Annotated in this window: 13 protein-coding genes; 10 read left to right on the top strand and 3 right to left on the bottom strand. The window is 67.2% G+C overall.

Annotation, left to right across the window (positions count from 1 at the left end):
* Window positions 1–2 precede the first annotated feature (2 nt).
* From IE116_RS18390 to IE116_RS18380, 3 genes are all read left to right on the top strand, one after another.
* A complete protein-coding gene (locus IE116_RS18390; protein ID WP_189614333.1) occupies window positions 3–917 on the top strand; it encodes a LysR family transcriptional regulator in 915 nt (304 codons plus the stop codon).
* 100 nt (window positions 918–1,017) lie between these two features.
* Window positions 1,018–2,001: a Bug family tripartite tricarboxylate transporter substrate binding protein gene (locus IE116_RS18385; RefSeq protein WP_189614332.1), complete on the top strand. Its 984-nt coding sequence runs from the start codon at window positions 1,018–1,020 to the stop codon at window positions 1,999–2,001.
* Between the two features lie 6 nt (window positions 2,002–2,007).
* A complete protein-coding gene (locus IE116_RS18380) occupies window positions 2,008–2,958 on the top strand; it encodes a M14 family metallopeptidase (RefSeq protein WP_189614331.1) in 951 nt (316 codons plus the stop codon).
* Between the two features lie 380 nt (window positions 2,959–3,338).
* Here the strand turns inward: IE116_RS18380 and ftsY are convergent, their stop codons facing one another.
* On the bottom strand, window positions 3,339–4,475 hold the full coding sequence (gene ftsY, locus IE116_RS25970) for a signal recognition particle-docking protein FtsY (RefSeq protein ID WP_373303029.1): 1,137 nt from the start codon (window positions 4,473–4,475) through the stop codon (window positions 3,339–3,341).
* Window positions 4,476–4,867: 392 nt separating this feature from the next.
* Here ftsY and IE116_RS25965 point away from each other — a divergent pair, with 392 nt between their 5' ends.
* The 4 genes from IE116_RS25965 to IE116_RS18360 all read left to right on the top strand — a co-directional run bounded on the left by IE116_RS25965 (window position 4,868) and on the right by IE116_RS18360 (window position 7,924).
* A complete protein-coding gene (locus IE116_RS25965) occupies window positions 4,868–5,383 on the top strand; it encodes a hypothetical protein (protein ID WP_229828297.1) in 516 nt (171 codons plus the stop codon).
* Window positions 5,384–6,119: 736 nt separating this feature from the next.
* Window positions 6,120–6,725, top strand: a complete 606-nt coding sequence (rsmD, locus tag IE116_RS18370) for a 16S rRNA (guanine(966)-N(2))-methyltransferase RsmD (protein ID WP_189614330.1) — start codon at window positions 6,120–6,122, stop codon at window positions 6,723–6,725.
* Between the two features lie 386 nt (window positions 6,726–7,111).
* Entirely contained in the window at window positions 7,112–7,612 is a 501-nt protein-coding gene (coaD, locus tag IE116_RS18365) for a pantetheine-phosphate adenylyltransferase (RefSeq protein WP_179582182.1), read from the top strand.
* Between the two features lie 45 nt (window positions 7,613–7,657).
* A complete protein-coding gene (locus IE116_RS18360; RefSeq protein WP_189614329.1) occupies window positions 7,658–7,924 on the top strand; it encodes a YfhL family 4Fe-4S dicluster ferredoxin in 267 nt (88 codons plus the stop codon).
* 6 nt (window positions 7,925–7,930) lie between these two features.
* On the opposite strand, the gene IE116_RS18355 is transcribed toward IE116_RS18360, so the two are convergent.
* Together IE116_RS18355 and IE116_RS18350 are read right to left on the bottom strand one after the other, a co-directional pair.
* Window positions 7,931–8,803, bottom strand: a complete 873-nt coding sequence (locus IE116_RS18355; RefSeq protein ID WP_189614328.1) for an MOSC domain-containing protein — start codon at window positions 8,801–8,803, stop codon at window positions 7,931–7,933.
* 25 nt (window positions 8,804–8,828) lie between these two features.
* Window positions 8,829–11,324 (bottom strand): AsmA family protein, encoded by a 2,496-nt coding sequence (locus tag IE116_RS18350; RefSeq protein ID WP_189614327.1) that lies wholly within the window; start codon window positions 11,322–11,324, stop codon window positions 8,829–8,831.
* 257 nt (window positions 11,325–11,581) lie between these two features.
* Between IE116_RS18350 and IE116_RS18345 the strand changes: the two genes are divergently transcribed.
* The 3 genes from IE116_RS18345 to IE116_RS18335 are packed head-to-tail and all read left to right on the top strand — an operon-like array spanning window position 11,582 to window position 14,230.
* Window positions 11,582–12,460 carry a pirin family protein gene (locus IE116_RS18345; protein WP_189614326.1) on the top strand — a complete coding sequence of 293 codons (879 nt, stop codon included), beginning with the start codon at window positions 11,582–11,584 and terminating at the stop codon, window positions 12,458–12,460.
* A 9-nt stretch (window positions 12,461–12,469) separates the two neighbouring features.
* Window positions 12,470–13,378: a DMT family transporter gene (locus IE116_RS18340; protein ID WP_189614325.1), complete on the top strand. Its 909-nt coding sequence runs from the start codon at window positions 12,470–12,472 to the stop codon at window positions 13,376–13,378.
* A gap of 24 nt (window positions 13,379–13,402) precedes the next feature.
* Window positions 13,403–14,230 carry a DUF72 domain-containing protein gene (locus tag IE116_RS18335; RefSeq protein WP_189614324.1) on the top strand — a complete coding sequence of 276 codons (828 nt, stop codon included), beginning with the start codon at window positions 13,403–13,405 and terminating at the stop codon, window positions 14,228–14,230.
* The last annotated feature ends 8 nt before the right edge of the window (window positions 14,231–14,238 follow it).

Raw genomic sequence — 14,238 nt, 5'->3', positions numbered from 1 at the left:
CCATGGACCTCAAGCTGTTTGAAGACCTGATCGCCCTGGCGCGCACGCAAAGCTTCGTGCGCGCGGCGGAACTGCGGCATGTGACGCATCCGGCGTTCGGCCGCCGCATCCGCGCGCTCGAAGCCTGGGCCGGCGCGCCGCTGGTGGAACGCAACCGCACGCCGGTGCAGCTGACGGCCGAAGGCGAAGTGCTGCTCAAGACCGCCGAACGCACGGTGGAAAGCGTCACGCAGGCGCGCACGCAGTTGCAGCAGCATGGCGGCGCGGCGGACACGCGGGTGCGGCTGGGCACCGGCCGGACGCTGGCGCGCACCTTGGCCGCCGACTGGCTCGCGCGGCTGACCTACATGCCGCGCAGCCCGATCCGCGGCAAGGCGCAGATCGAGATTCTGACGGGCGCCACGCAAGATCTGGCCGTGCAGCTGGAACAGGGCAAGGTCGACCTGCTGTGCTGCTATGAACATCGGGCGCTGTCGATTCCGATCAACGGGCACCGCTATCGCCACCTGACCCTGGCGCATGAAAAGCTGGTGCCGGTCAGCATTGCCGATGCGCAGGGCGAGCCGCGTTTCGCCCTGGGCCACACCGAACGCGCCGCGCCGCTGATCTCCTACGGCCAGACCCTGGCCATGGGCCGGCTGCTGTCCGACCACTTCGAGCGCAATGGCGCGCCGATATCCCTGACCCCGTTCGTACGGTGCGACTCGGCCGACGCGATCTACGAATTCGTTCGAAAAGGCCTGGGTGTTGCGTGGTTGCCATGGTCCATGGTCGCCAGCGACTGCCGGCGCAAGACCATGGCGGTACTGGGTGGCCGCAGCGATGAAGTCCCCTTCGAAGTCCGCCTGTACCGGGCGCGGGCGCGCCAAAGCGACATGCTGGAAGCCATCTGGGCCGCCACCGAATCGCACCGCTAGAATCGATACGGCACGGCACCGTGCCGAAACGGCACATCGGCCACATCCTCCTTCGGCAGCATAGACGTTTCTGAATATGCCATCCCCATCCGGAGTTTCCATGTCCCCCTGCTTTCGCCGCCGCGCGCTGGCCGTTGCCCTCGCCCTGACTTCCGTGGCTGCCGTTCCGGCCGCCTTCGCCCAGGGCAACTATCCCAGCCGTCCGATCACCATCGTGGTCGGTTACCCGGCGGGTGGCAGTACCGACCTGACGGCCCGCCTGTTCGGCGCCGAGCTGTCCAAGAAAATCGGCCAGCAGGTCGTGATTGAAAACGTCGGCGGCGCCGGTGGCGTGATCGGCGCGCAGCGCGTCATCAAGGCGGCTCCCGACGGCTACACCCTGCTGGTGGGCGCATCGAACGAAATGGCCATCGCCAAGCTGATCAACAAGGCCGTCAAGTACGACGGCCTGAAAGACTTCACGCCGATCGGCCTGATCAGCACGCAGCCGCTGGTGCTGGTGTCGTCGCTCAACTCGGGCGTCAAGACCGCGCCGGAATTCCTGGCTCAAGTGCGCGCCAACCCGGGCAAGTACAGCTTTGGTTCGTCGGGCGTGGGCACCGGCCTGCACCTGGGCGGCGAGATGGTCAAGGAAGCGGCCAAGCTCGACCTGGTCCACGTTCCTTATCGCGGCGTCGCGCCCCTGACCAACGACCTGGTCGGCGGTCAGCTGCAGTTCGGCGTGTTCGTGCTGTCCAGCGCCCTGCCCCAGATCCGCGCCGGCAAGGTCCAGCCGATCGGTCTGCTGCAGACCAAGCGCACCCCGCTCGCGCCTGAAATCCCCACCATGGCCGAAACGCCCGAGCTCAAGAACGTCAACATCGACCTGTGGTTCGCGCTGTACGGTCCTGCCGGCCTGCCGGAACCCGTTGCGCAGAAGCTGCAACAGGCCCTGAACGACGTCGTCAACACGCCTGAATTCCGCACCAAGATGCAGGAAACCGGCGCCAGCGTGGCCGCCGCCGGCTTTGACCTCGCCAAGTTCCAGGCTGCCGAAACCGCCAAGTACAAGCGCATCGTCGACGTCGCCAACATCCAGGAGTAACGCACCATGGCCAGCCACGAATTTCTGCTGCCCTACCCCGATCTGAGCGTCGAGCGGGCCGGCAATACCGGCGTCGACGGCGTCTGGCATTTCGACTCCGGCGTGCCTGGCCGCAACGTCATGATCAGCGCGCTGGTCCACGGCAACGAGCTGTGCGGCGCGTGGGCGATCAAGGACGCCCTGGCGCTGGGCCTGCGCCCACGCCGCGGCACCCTGACCCTGGTGTTTGCCAACCTGGGCGCCTTCGACACCTTCGATCCGGCGCAGCACGACAAGTCGCGCTTTCTTGACCAGGACCTGAACCGGGTCTGGAGCGCCGACAAGCTGGCCGATCCCAACACCCGCGAGCGCCAGCGCGCCCTGGCACTGCGCCCGTTCGTCGAAAAGGCGGACTGGCTGCTGGACCTGCATTCCATGCACGAACCATGTGCGCCGCTGCTGCTGACCGGCATGCAGCCGCGCAACCTGGAACTGGCGCGCGAGATGGGCGCACCGCGTCATGTCATCGTCGACGCCGGCCACAAAGACGGCGTGCGCATGCGTGACTTCGGCCGCTTCGGCGACCTGGAAGAAAACGGCACGCGCAGCCTGCTGATCGAATGCGGCTTCCACGGCGCACTCGAAAGCCGCGATGTCGCCCGTGATCAGGTGGCCCGCTTCGTAAAGGCATCCGGCATCGTGGACGACGGCGACTTCCCAGCCGACTGGTTCATGCCGCTGCCCGACGAACAGCTGGCCATCCAGGTGACCGATGCCGTCGTGGCGCGCAGCATGGACTTCACCTTCTCGCAGGACTGGCAAGGTCTTGAAGAACTGGAGAAGGCCGGCACCGTGATCGGCTGGTCGGATGGCGAGCCTGTCGTGACGCCTTATGACAACTGCACGCTGGTCATGCCGTCGCTTCGGCAACTGCTGCCGGGCGTGACAGTCGTGCGGCTGGCGCGCCGCGTGGCGTGATGATGTGATGCGTTGATGTAGATGATGGCAGTTCAGGACTTTGCGTCCTGAACTGCGCACTTTCCCCAGGCCCTGGCGAGTCGTTCAACGACTTTCCGGGGCCGTCATGTTTTGGGAGTCGATTACGCGGTCAAGTTGCGACGCGCTGGTTGCGGGGGTCGGTTCGCGCCGCACCAGATACCTCATCAAAGCAACGCTGCCATGGGGCGGTGCACAGGTCGGCTGACGCCAGCCCCAAGCGCACCTAATGCGTGTGGACCGGAGCCCTCAGCGGCGCGAAAGGGGCGACGAAACCCCCCACGTTCGCGGCCAAGTCTGCGGCAGAATCGTGCGGCTCAAGCCTGAGCCGCCTGAACCTCACGTCCTTGCTTGCCTGCCGTTTACAGCCCTAGCACCGCGCCCGCGAATTCGTCCGCCACGAACGGCTGCAGATCCTCGATCCCTTCGCCCACGCCGATCCAATACACCGGAATTGGCCGCACGCCCTGCGCGCCCGCGGCGACGGCGGCCAGAATGCCGCCCTTGGCCGTGCCGTCCAGCTTGGTCACGATCAGACCGGTCAGACCGATCGCCTGATCGAACGCCTTGATCTGCGCCAACGCGTTCTGGCCCGTATTGCCATCGATCACCAGCAGCACTTCGTGCGGCGCGGTTGGATCGGCCTTGCCGATCACGCGCTTGATCTTCTTGATCTCTTCCATCAGGTGCAGTTGGGTAGGCAAGCGGCCCGCCGTGTCGATCATCACCACACCCATCCCGCGCGCCTTGCCCGACTGCACCGCATCGAACGCCACCGCGGCCGGATCGCCGCCGTCCTGCGCGATCACCGTCACGTTATTGCGCGTGCCCCACTCCACCAGCTGCTCACGCGCGGCCGCCCGGAACGTATCGCCCGCGGCCAGCAAGACCTTCTTGCCCTGGTTCTGGAAGGTGCGCGCCAGCTTGCCGATCGACGTCGTCTTGCCCGCGCCGTTCACGCCGGCCAGCATCGTCACCACCGGGTACGGACGGTCCAGTGCAAAGGACTTCTCCAACGGCCGCAAATGCGCCGCCAGCACTTCGCGCAGCACCACCTTCACGCGCTGAGCGTCCTCGATCCGTTCCTGCTTCACGCGCGCACGCAAGCTCTTCAGCAGCGACACGGCGGCGTCCACGCCCGTGTCCGCCATGATCAGCGCGGTTTCCAGTTCCTCGAACAGATCCTCGTCGACCTTCACGCCGATGAACAGCGACGTGAAGTTCTGGCCCGTGCGCGACAACCCCGTCTTGAGACGGTTCAGCCAGTTCGCCTTGGCCGCTTTCGCGGCGGCGGGGGTCGGCTCGGGAACCGGCGTCGGCGGCACAGGCGTGATCGCGATCGGCGTCGACACGGCCGGTGCCGGTGCAACGGTCGGCGCCGGTGCCGGGACCGTCGGGGTCACCGCGTGATCGGGGAGGACCGGAGTCGGGGCAGCGACAGGAGGCGCCTCGCGTACCGGTTCCGCCGTCGGAGACAGCCGGGTGAAGAACGAGCGCACGGCCGAGACGGCGCCCGCGGGGGCGGGAGTCGGCGCGGGGGTCGGGGTCGTTGGGGTTGGGGTCGCTGGGGTTGGTGCCGGTGCGGTGGGCGTCGCTGCGGTAGGCGTCGCTGACGCAGGAGGCGTCACGGGCCGGACCGGCTCTACACGCGGCGCAGCGACCGGGGCGGGAGCGGCGGCCGGTGGGGAGGCAGGCTGTGCGGCCACAGGCGCTGTAGACACCTGGGCAGGGTCCGTGCGTCCGGGTGCAACGGTAGGAACCGAAGGAGCCGTGCGCTGAGCAGGGGCGGCAGGCGCCACCGGTTCCACGCGCGGCACAGCCGCCGGAGGCATCGCCGGAACCGCCGGTTCAACACGCGCCGCAGGAACAGGCGGAGCGGCGGCAGCGGAACTTGAATCGGTTACCGGTGCAGGTGCAGGTGCAGGTGCCGGTGCCGGTGCGGCTGTGGGCACTGGTGCTGGCCGTGCCGCCGCCGGTGTTGCCGGTGCCGGTGCCGGTGACGCTGTGGCTGCTGGCGCTGGTGCGGCTGTGGGCGCTGGCGCTGGTGCGGCTGTGGGCGCCGGCGTTGGCGCCGGTGCCGCTGTGGGTGCTGGCGCTGATGCCGGTGCGGCTGTGGGTGCGGGCGCTGGTGCCGGTGCGGCTGGAACGAACGCCGACGGCGCAGCAGGCGCGACGGCGGGAGCCGCGACCGGGGACGCGGCAACGGAAGGCGCGGCAGCGGGGGCCGGCGCAGGCACTGAAGCCGGCGCCGCTGGCGCAGGCATCCAGGCCGGAGCCGCGGGCGTTGCCGGCGCCGGCGTGGGCGCGGCCGGTGGCAGGAAAGATTCCGTGGCCGGTACGTCTGGCAACGGCGACACCGGCGGCAGGAAGGATTCCGTCGGGGCAACGATGTCGGGCGTTGGCGTGACCGGCGGCAGGAACGATTCCGCTGGCGCCTCCGCCGGCATGGGCGTTATGGGCGTTAAGGGCGGCAGGAAAGACGTCGGTGCGGCGCCCGGGGCGGCAGGCGCAGCAGCCGGCGTGACCGGCAAAGCAGCGGCCCGCGCCGCCCCGGTCGAGACTCCCGGCACGGCCGGGGCGGCAGCCGGAGCTGGAGCGGCCGGCGCCGTCCGTGTCAGACCGACGGGCGCGCCGGGTCCAGCTGCAGAACCCGGTGCAGAGGGCGCACCAGCCGGTGCTGGAGCAGCCGGTATCGGCGCGGTCGGCGAAGGAGCAGCCGGTGCGGGAACGGCAGTCTTGGCTGTGGCAGGGGTCGCAGGCGCATGGGACGCTGGCGCCGGCACAGGCGCATCGGACGCTGGCGCCGGCACAGGCGCCGGTGCAACCACAGGCGCCGACGGTGCAGCCGGCGTCGCGCCTTCCTTCGCCGCGTCCCGCGCATCCGCCTCGCGCCGCTGGGCGTCCTGATCCTGATTGACCTCGTCGGGCGTCTTGGGCTCCGGCGTATCGGTCTTGAAGATTTTTTTCTTGAAGAAACTGAACATGAAAACCTGTCTGATAGAGCGTCACGGCGGGCATGTCGGGCGCCGGTCGCCACGGATCAACTCGTCCGCGTCCGCACCGTCCGCCAGCCCGCCACGTCGTCGCGCCAGCACGCGCGGCGCATACGACATAGAATCCCCTGATTCTACCGGTCAGACATCATGCCACCATCCACCAAGCCGCGCGTCCGGCCAAAAGCGGTCATCCCGCACAAAATCCGCATCATCGGCGGTCAATTCAAGCGGACGATGATCCCGGTGCTCGATCGCACCGGTCTGCGCCCCACCCCCGATCGCGTGCGCGAAACGCTGTTCAACTGGATCACGCACCTGTGGGACGGCGAATTCGAAGGCCGACAGGTGTTGGACGCCTTTGCCGGCACCGGTGCGCTGGGGCTCGAGGCCGTCTCCCGCGGGGTGTCGTCGGTCGTCATGATCGAGCATGACCGTGGCGCCCTGTCCGCCCTGAAGGCCCTGTGCGACAAGCTGCACATCAGCAACGTCACGTTGATCGCCGGCGATGCCATGGTCGCCATCCCGCGCCAGGCGCCCACGCGCTTCGACCTGATCTTTCTGGATCCTCCTTTTGGCGGAGACTGGCTCGAGCGCGCCATTCCCAAGGCCCTGGCCGTGCTGGCGGACGATGGTCTTCTGTACATCGAAGCCGAAGCCGTCATGCCCCCGCCGCCGGGCATGGAACTCCTTCGCATCGACCGCGCGGGCGCCGTGCACTCGCACCTTTTCCGCCGCGAACCCGCCGTTGAGTAAGCACCCGCTATCGCCAAGAGACGCCGCCCGTCACACTTGCTCAACGCTCGTCTGATCAGTGTCGCCACGTAGCCCCCGCGGCGGCACTCCGCCACCTTCGGCCGCCTGCCCCGGCCACGGCTTACTCCCCGGCCTTCGGAGTGACCCTGATGTCCACCCGAGGATGGTGCTGTCTTAACCCAATAGGTCTAGAATCTTCCGGATGGCGGGCCCGATTTGCTGCAACGCGCAAATAAGGAAATAATCCGGGTAAAGTGCTGTCCGGCTCCTGACCGGCGTCCTCTCCCGGTCATGCCGGATCCGCCAGCAGGTCCGCACGCACACCATCTGCATACGCGAGTCCGCATTACAAGAGGCAGCATGCCCCATCCCCTCGGAGCCTACGCATGATCATCGCCGTTTATCCCGGTACGTTCGACCCCATGACCCGCGGACACGAAGATCTCGTCCGCCGCGCCGCCGGCCTGTTCGACAAGCTGGTGGTGGGCGTCGCGGTCAGCCGCAACAAGGCGCCATTTTTCACCGTGAGCGAACGGGTGGAAATTGCACGCGAGATCCTGGGTCATTACCCCAACGTGCAGGTCGCCAGTTTTTCGGGTCTGCTCAAGGATTTCGTCCGGGAACAGAATGCCCGCGTGATCGTCCGTGGCCTGCGCGCCGTGTCCGACTTCGAATACGAATTCCAGATGGCAGGAATGAACCGATACCTGCTGCCCGATGTCGAAACCATGTTCCTCACGCCGTCCGATCAATACCAGTTCATTTCCGGGTCGATCGTGCGGGAAATCGCACAACTGGGCGGTGACGTGAGCAAATTCGTTTTCCCGTCCGTCGAGCGTTGGCTGCAAGCCAAGGTCACCCAGTTGGGCGGTCGCGAAATCGTCTGAGTCCGGTTTCCGGACTCGGCAAGGACTGCCCCCAAGGATTGCCGCATGGCACTGCTCATTACCGACGAATGCATCAACTGCGACGTCTGTGAACCCGAATGCCCCAACGACGCCATCTACATGGGCGAGGCGATCTACGAGATCAACCCTGGCCTCTGTACGGAATGCGTCGGCCACCACGCCGAGCCGCAATGCCAGGTGGTGTGCCCGGTCGAATGTATTGAATTCAACCCGGAATGGCGGGAAGACCAGGGCCAGTTGATGGCGAAATACCAGCACCTGACACAGCGGCTGGAACAAGCCAACCCCTGACGGTCGTCAGAATTCCAACGTCACCTCGACCGCATCGCCCACGGCGATGACGGCGTGCGCCGGCGCGTCCACGATCGCGTTTTCGCCAAAGATCACGCCGCCGCCCTGCTGGCTGCGAAAATCGGTCAGCGTCGTCATGGGTTCGGCATGGCGCTGGCCGGTCACCTGGTCGGTGTTGGGGACCTCGCAGCGCACGCAGGGCTTGACCAACCCGAACCGGACGTCGCCGACCTGCAGCATCGACGCGTAGTCTTCTTCAAAGGCGTCCAGCCCGCGCAGCACCACGTTGGGCCGGAACCGGTCCATGCCCACTTCCGGTTGCCCACGCAAAACAAGCCGGCGGTTGAGCTCGACCAGGGATGCCTCGTTGGCCACCAGCACCGGATAGCCATCGGCAAACGCATAAACGTGTCGGGGCGCGAACCCTGCGGATTCCGGATGCGCCGCCAGCCAGTCGCCGACATAATCCACGCCGGCCACCCGATGCGCCTCGGGATGCACCTTGACCAGCCGGCACGGCGTCTGCAGCGCCGCGCTGAACCATTGCGCCGCCAGGTCGCCTTCGTCCACCGCGTCCACCTCGTCCTGCCACACCGTCACCTTCAGCCGCACGCTGTCGTCGTCCTCGATCACGTCGATCGGCACGTCCAGGCGCGGCATGCCCGGGTACGCAAGCGTCAGGAAGCCATTCCGGATGTCGGTGCCGATGCGCGCCATGGCAGGCAGGCCGCGCTGGGTCAGGCACACGCCATCGGGCGTGACGAGCATCCACCGGCGGTCATTCTGCAGGCCTGCCATCCCGATGGCGCTGTGCTGCAGCGAGATGCCGCCGCAGGACTTGATCGGGAAGATGTAGAGCGCGGATACGGTGACAGTCATGAATTTCGCTTGATGCCTGATTCGCCTAACGATTGAAAAGACCCTTGAGCCGCTCGCGCAGCGGTTCGCGGGACGGACTGCCGGCGTCAGTTGCCGCGCCTTCGCCCTGCCCGCCCTGCCCCGCGGGCGCTGATACCCCTTCGAGCGGCGTCCCGGCGCGCACGTCGACCACCCCGCGCAACACCGTGCCCCCCACCTGGCTCCAGCGGATACGCGTTGTCGGCTGGTCGATCGGCCCGCTGACATGCACCGGAACGGCCAGGCCGCGCAACGGGGCCAGGTCCTTGCCATCCTGCCCGGCCGGCGTGGCCACGACGTTCACGCGCAGCATCAGGTCCAATGCGCCCGCGGGCACGTCGATACGCGCCGGATCGCCTTGGGTCACCCGCAGCAGCGGCGACTTCAGGGTCAGATTGCGCACCGTGCCCATGCCGTTCGCGAACGTGACGGACGCAGTCATGTCCGTAAAGTCGGTGCGCCGCGCCGCGTCCTGCTGGGCGGTCATGTCGCCCGCGCCAACCAGGCTTTCGCCTCCCGCCAGCGAGCGGAATTCCCGTAGCGATTGGGCCAGATTCACGCCCTGGATGGCCCCGTCACGTACCTGGGCCTGCACGGTGCCTTCCACGTTGCGCTTGAGCGCATCGACCGTTTTGCCGCCCGACGCCAGACTCAGCGTCAGCGTGGCGCGGCCGGTCAGCGTGTCCGTCCCGGTCAGGTCCGACAGCAGCGGTTGCAACTGAACGCTGGTCAGCGATCCGGACCCGCCCAGGCGCTGTGCATTGCTGTCCGCGAACAGACTGGCATTGAGCCGCCCGCCGTACAGGGCTGCCCGGACATTCGACAACTCGGCCCGCCCGCCCGCGATGCGCAGATTGGCGCCAACCTCTTTCGCCTTGACGCCCCGCGCCACCAAAGACTTGAATTTGACCGACCCATTGACCGTCAAGCCCTGCAGGCCTGACAGATCGACGGGTTCATCGGCCACCGGCCGGCGCGGCGGCGCCCCGGCAGCGCCCGCGCTGTTTCGGGCGGCCGGCCACAGCGCATCCAGGTCGAAGGTATCGGCGATCATCGAAAAGCTGACGCGCGGCGCATCCCATTGCGCGGCGTCGGCCACCACGGAAAAGGCATCCCCGCCAATCCGCCCATCCAACCGGGCGGCAAGCGCCTGCCTGTTCAGATCGCCCCGCAGATGGCCGGTCAAGGGAATCTGCAGGGTTTTGGCCGGCAATGCCGGATCCTCGATCTGCACCTGCGCGGCCACGGCGGGCAGCGTCAGGGTGCGCTGCTTCAGACTGGCTTCGATCGGCGAATCGCCCGTGACGCGCACCACGCGCGGGCCTTGGCGGAACTCTGCGTTCACATGGAATTGATCGAGCTGCAGCTTGTCGCCATTGCCCGACAGGCCCGCCAGCGAAAACCGCGCGTCCATGCCCGGTTGGCCGGTCAGGCGGGCGCGGCCGGTGATGCCTTCGCCGCTGGCCTGCCGGTCGGTGATCGACAGGCGGGGCGCGCTCAACGACGCTTCAAACGGATCGTTGTCGGCCTTGCCCTGGGCGGTGACCGACAGCTTGTCGACCTCCAGCCGTCCCGCTCCCAGCTCGATGGCGGCACGGGCGGCGTCGATGCGCGTTTCGACGCCGGTCAACGGCGTCGTCCCGGCCACGTCTCCCTGGAACAGGATCGCCACGTTCGTCGCATCGATCGCCGACCGGCGCACGTCGTAGGCCAGGTCGCCCCGCGCGGTAAAGGCGGTGGCGCGGACGGACGGCAGCACGCCCGTCGCCCGGAAATCCAGGTTACGGACCGCCAGGTTGCGCCCCGACGGGTCGAACAGCATCGTGCCCTGGCTTTCCACGGCCGCGTCGAGCCGGGGCGACTGCCCCAGCACCCGCGCCGACGCATCAAAGGCGAACGGCACGCCGGGCGCCATGCGGCCGGTGGTGGCCGCTACCCGCTCGAAGCGCAGCGACGTCCCGGTGGCGAAATCACGGTAGGCCAGTTCGCCCCCCGTAAAGTCCATGCCGGTCACGCCCAGCTGCACTGACGTACCCTCGGCCGCGATCGCGCCTGCCGTGGCTTCGCGCATCGGCACCGGCGCGGTCTGCAGGTCGTTGTTCTGCGCGGTGGCGATCAGGTCGTCAAAATTGAACTTGCCGTTGCGATTGCGGACGATATTGGCCTTCAGGCCGCTGACCCGGACGTGATCCAGGACGATGCGGCGCGACAGCAGCGGCCACAGGGCGACCGACACCCGGGCGGAATCGATGACGGCAAACGTCTGGGTGGAATGCGGCTCGGACAAGGACAGTTTTTCGACATGGACACCCAGCCGCGGGAACAGCGCCAGCTTCAGGTCCCCGTCGATGCGCAGGGTGCGGCCGTAGCGCTGCTTGATGGTGTCGGCCACGGGCTTGCGATAGCTGTCCGGGTCGACCAGGATCAGCAGCGCAATAACGCCTATCGTCACGAGCACCGCTACCGCCACTGCGCCGATCGCGATGCGCCGGAACCACCGCATGAAATTCTCCAGGGTCAACGCGGGCCGGCGCCTTGCGCGCCCCACCCGGTGTAACCCCGAAATCATACCCACTTTCCATCCGGCCCCCTGAGCAGGACCCGGACAAAGGCATCCTGCCTGCACGAAGACCGCAGGAATGCAGGTATGCTTTTCAGCGACAGGAAGCGCGCGGCGTGATGGCGGCTTCTGCAGGTTTGTATGTATTCACCGTCTTGTCACGGCGGCTCCCGACCGTCGTGCCCCTCAGGAACGCCACCATGTCCTCCTCCCCGCAACGCCTGACCGCCCGCGAAGCCGATATTGGCGGCGGCCTGAAGGTGCACCGGCTGATCCCGTCCCGCCAGCGGCGTCTGATCGGCGCCTGGTGTTTCCTCGACCACGCCGGGCCGGCCGTGTTCGAGACGGGCGGCGGCATGCGGGTCGGCCCCCATCCGCACATCGGTCTGCAAACGTTCACCTGGATGCTCGAAGGCGAAGTCCTGCACCGCGACAGCCTGGGCAACGAACAGGTGATCCGTCCGGGCCAGGTCAACCTCATGACGGCCGGGCACGGCATCAGCCACACCGAAGAGTCGCTGCCCGACCAGGAACGCCTGCACGCGGCGCAATTGTGGATCGCCCTGCCCTACGACGATCGCAACGTGGCGCCTGCCTTCGACCACTACCCCGACCTGCCGCAATGGGCCGACCAGGGCGCGACCTTCACGCTGCTGGCCGGCGAGATGAACGGTGAACGTGCCCCCGCGCGCATCTATTCGGACCTGCTGGGCGTCGATGTGGCCTGCACGGAACGGGTCACGGTCACCCTGCCGCTCAGGCCCGATTGGGAGTACGGCTTTCTACCACTGCAAGGCGGTGTGGAAATCGATGCCGACACGTTCGGCCCGAACGAACTGGCGTTTCTGGCGCCAGGCGCCGACCGCATCACGGTCACCCTGGCGCCGGGTTCGCGCATCCTGCTGGTGGGCGGCGCACCCTTCGGCCAAGAGATCGTGATGTGGTGGAACTTCGTGGGCCACAGCAAACAAGAAGTGGCCGACGCCCAGCGCGAATGGGAAGCCGCGTCGCCCCGCTTTGGCACGGTCAACGGCTTTGACGGTCCGCGGCTGGTGGCGCCGCCCTTGGCCTGGCGCTGAGGCGGTTCGATGTCGATACCGCACGCTGCCGTCACGCGCCGCACGTCGTCCTGGCTGCCGCTCGGCATTCTGCTACTGGTAGGTGTGCTGCTGGGCCTGAACGCCAGCCTGGCCAAGCTTGGCATTGCGGCGGGCTGGCCGCCCCTGTCCTTCCTGTTCTGGGGCGTCCTGGGGGGCGGTGTCCTGCTGCTGCTCGCTGCCGTGGCCATGGGCGAGCGCCCCGGCACCCGGCCGCAAGACTTCGTTTACTACCTGATCGCCGCCCTGATCAGCATGGCGCTGCCCAATGCCCTGGCCTACAGCGCGGTGCCGCATGTGGGCGCTGGCTTCGTGTCCTTGTGCATGGCCTTTCCGCCCCTGCTGACCTACGTGTTCGCACTGGGTTTGCGGATGGAAACGCTGCGGATCGTGCGGGGTGTGGGCATCGTGCTGGGACTGATCGGCGCGTTGATGTTGACGATGGGCAAGGCCGGACAGGGGCCGGTGGAACCCTGGTGGATGGCGGCGGCCATGGTCGGGCCGGTGTTCCTGGCCATGGGCAATATCTATCGCACCAAGTGGTGGCCCAAGGGCGCCAGCGCCATGTCGCTGGCGCCGGGCATGCTGCTGGGCGGCGCGCTGCTGGTGCTACCGATTGCCGCTATAACCGGCTCGCCTGTGCTGGCTCTGCCGTGGGACGGCGCCGGCCTGTGGATCGTCATTGCGCAGATGGTCACCTTCGCGACCACCTACGCGCTGTACTTCGTGCTGCAAAAGATCGCCGGGCCGGTCTACATGAGCCAGATCGGTTCGATCGGCGCGGTGTCGGGCGCGGCCATCGCGGTATTTGCGCTGGGGGAACAGGCCAACGTGCTGCTGGTCCTGGCGGCCGTGGTTGTCCTGGCCGGCGTGGTGCTTGTCAGCCGCAAACCTGCCTGATCATCCACATTCCAAGGACTCGCCATGGCTGCATCCCGTTCGTCGTCACCCGCCCCGATCCGCGTCGGTATCGGCGGATGGACCTATGAGCCGTGGCGCGAAACGTTCTATCCCGAGGATCTTTCGCAAAAAGACGAGCTGCACTACGCCAGCCGGCAGGTCAGCGCGATCGAGATCAACGGCACCTACTACAGCGGGCAAAAGCCCGAAACCTTTGCCAAGTGGCGCGACGACACGCCCGACGGCTTCATGTTTTCCGTCAAGGCGTCGCGCTACGCGACCAACCGCCGGGTGCTGGCGGAGGCAGGTGAATCGGTGAACCGTTTCGTCAACGGCGGGGTGACCGAACTGGGCGCCAAGCTCGGCCCCATCCTGTGGCAGTTTGCGGCCACCAAGGTGTTCGATCCTGACGACTTCGGGGCCTTTCTGGACCTGCTTCCTGACCAGGTTGCCGGCGTACCGATGCGCCATGTGATGGACGTGCGTCACCCCAGCTTCATGACGCCCGATTATCTTGCGCTTGCCCGCAAGCACAAGGTGGCGACGGTGTACGCCGACTCCGACGAATTCCCGTCATTTGCCGATCCCACCGCCGACTTCGTGTATGCGCGCCTGATGCAGGCGCAAAGCCGGCTCAAGACCGGGTATGGGCCCAAGGCACTGGATCAGTGGACGGCCCGAGCCCGTGCGTGGGCCGCCGGAGAAGCGCCCGATGACGTGCCGCTGGTGCCGGGGGCCACACCCGCAAAATCCGGCAAGCGCGAGGTCTGGATGTTCTTCATCAACGGCGCCAAGGAACGTGCGCCGGCGGGGGCGGTGGCGCTGATCAAGCGACTGGACAAGGCAGTGTGAACGATGGG

The sequence above is a fragment of the Pigmentiphaga litoralis genome (assembly GCF_014651835.1).
Lineage (GTDB): Bacteria > Pseudomonadota > Gammaproteobacteria > Burkholderiales > Burkholderiaceae_B > Pigmentiphaga > Pigmentiphaga litoralis.
The sequence above is the reverse complement of the archived record's forward strand: the minus strand, read 5'-3'. Positions and strand labels throughout refer to the sequence as shown.

Coding starts and splice junctions, on each gene's coding strand:
- IE116_RS18390 (WP_189614333.1), top strand. CDS start 3: ATGGACCTCAAGCTGTTTGAAGACCTGATCGCCCTGGCGCGCACGCAA.
- IE116_RS18385 (WP_189614332.1), top strand. CDS start 1,018: ATGTCCCCCTGCTTTCGCCGCCGCGCGCTGGCCGTTGCCCTCGCCCTG.
- IE116_RS18380 (WP_189614331.1), top strand. CDS start 2,008: ATGGCCAGCCACGAATTTCTGCTGCCCTACCCCGATCTGAGCGTCGAG.
- rsmD (WP_189614330.1), top strand. CDS start 6,120: ATGCCACCATCCACCAAGCCGCGCGTCCGGCCAAAAGCGGTCATCCCG.
- coaD (WP_179582182.1), top strand. CDS start 7,112: ATGATCATCGCCGTTTATCCCGGTACGTTCGACCCCATGACCCGCGGA.
- IE116_RS18360 (WP_189614329.1), top strand. CDS start 7,658: ATGGCACTGCTCATTACCGACGAATGCATCAACTGCGACGTCTGTGAA.
- IE116_RS18355 (WP_189614328.1), bottom strand. CDS start 8,803: ATGACTGTCACCGTATCCGCGCTCTACATCTTCCCGATCAAGTCCTGC.
- IE116_RS18350 (WP_189614327.1), bottom strand. CDS start 11,324: ATGCGGTGGTTCCGGCGCATCGCGATCGGCGCAGTGGCGGTAGCGGTG.
- IE116_RS18345 (WP_189614326.1), top strand. CDS start 11,582: ATGTCCTCCTCCCCGCAACGCCTGACCGCCCGCGAAGCCGATATTGGC.
- IE116_RS18340 (WP_189614325.1), top strand. CDS start 12,470: ATGTCGATACCGCACGCTGCCGTCACGCGCCGCACGTCGTCCTGGCTG.
- IE116_RS18335 (WP_189614324.1), top strand. CDS start 13,403: ATGGCTGCATCCCGTTCGTCGTCACCCGCCCCGATCCGCGTCGGTATC.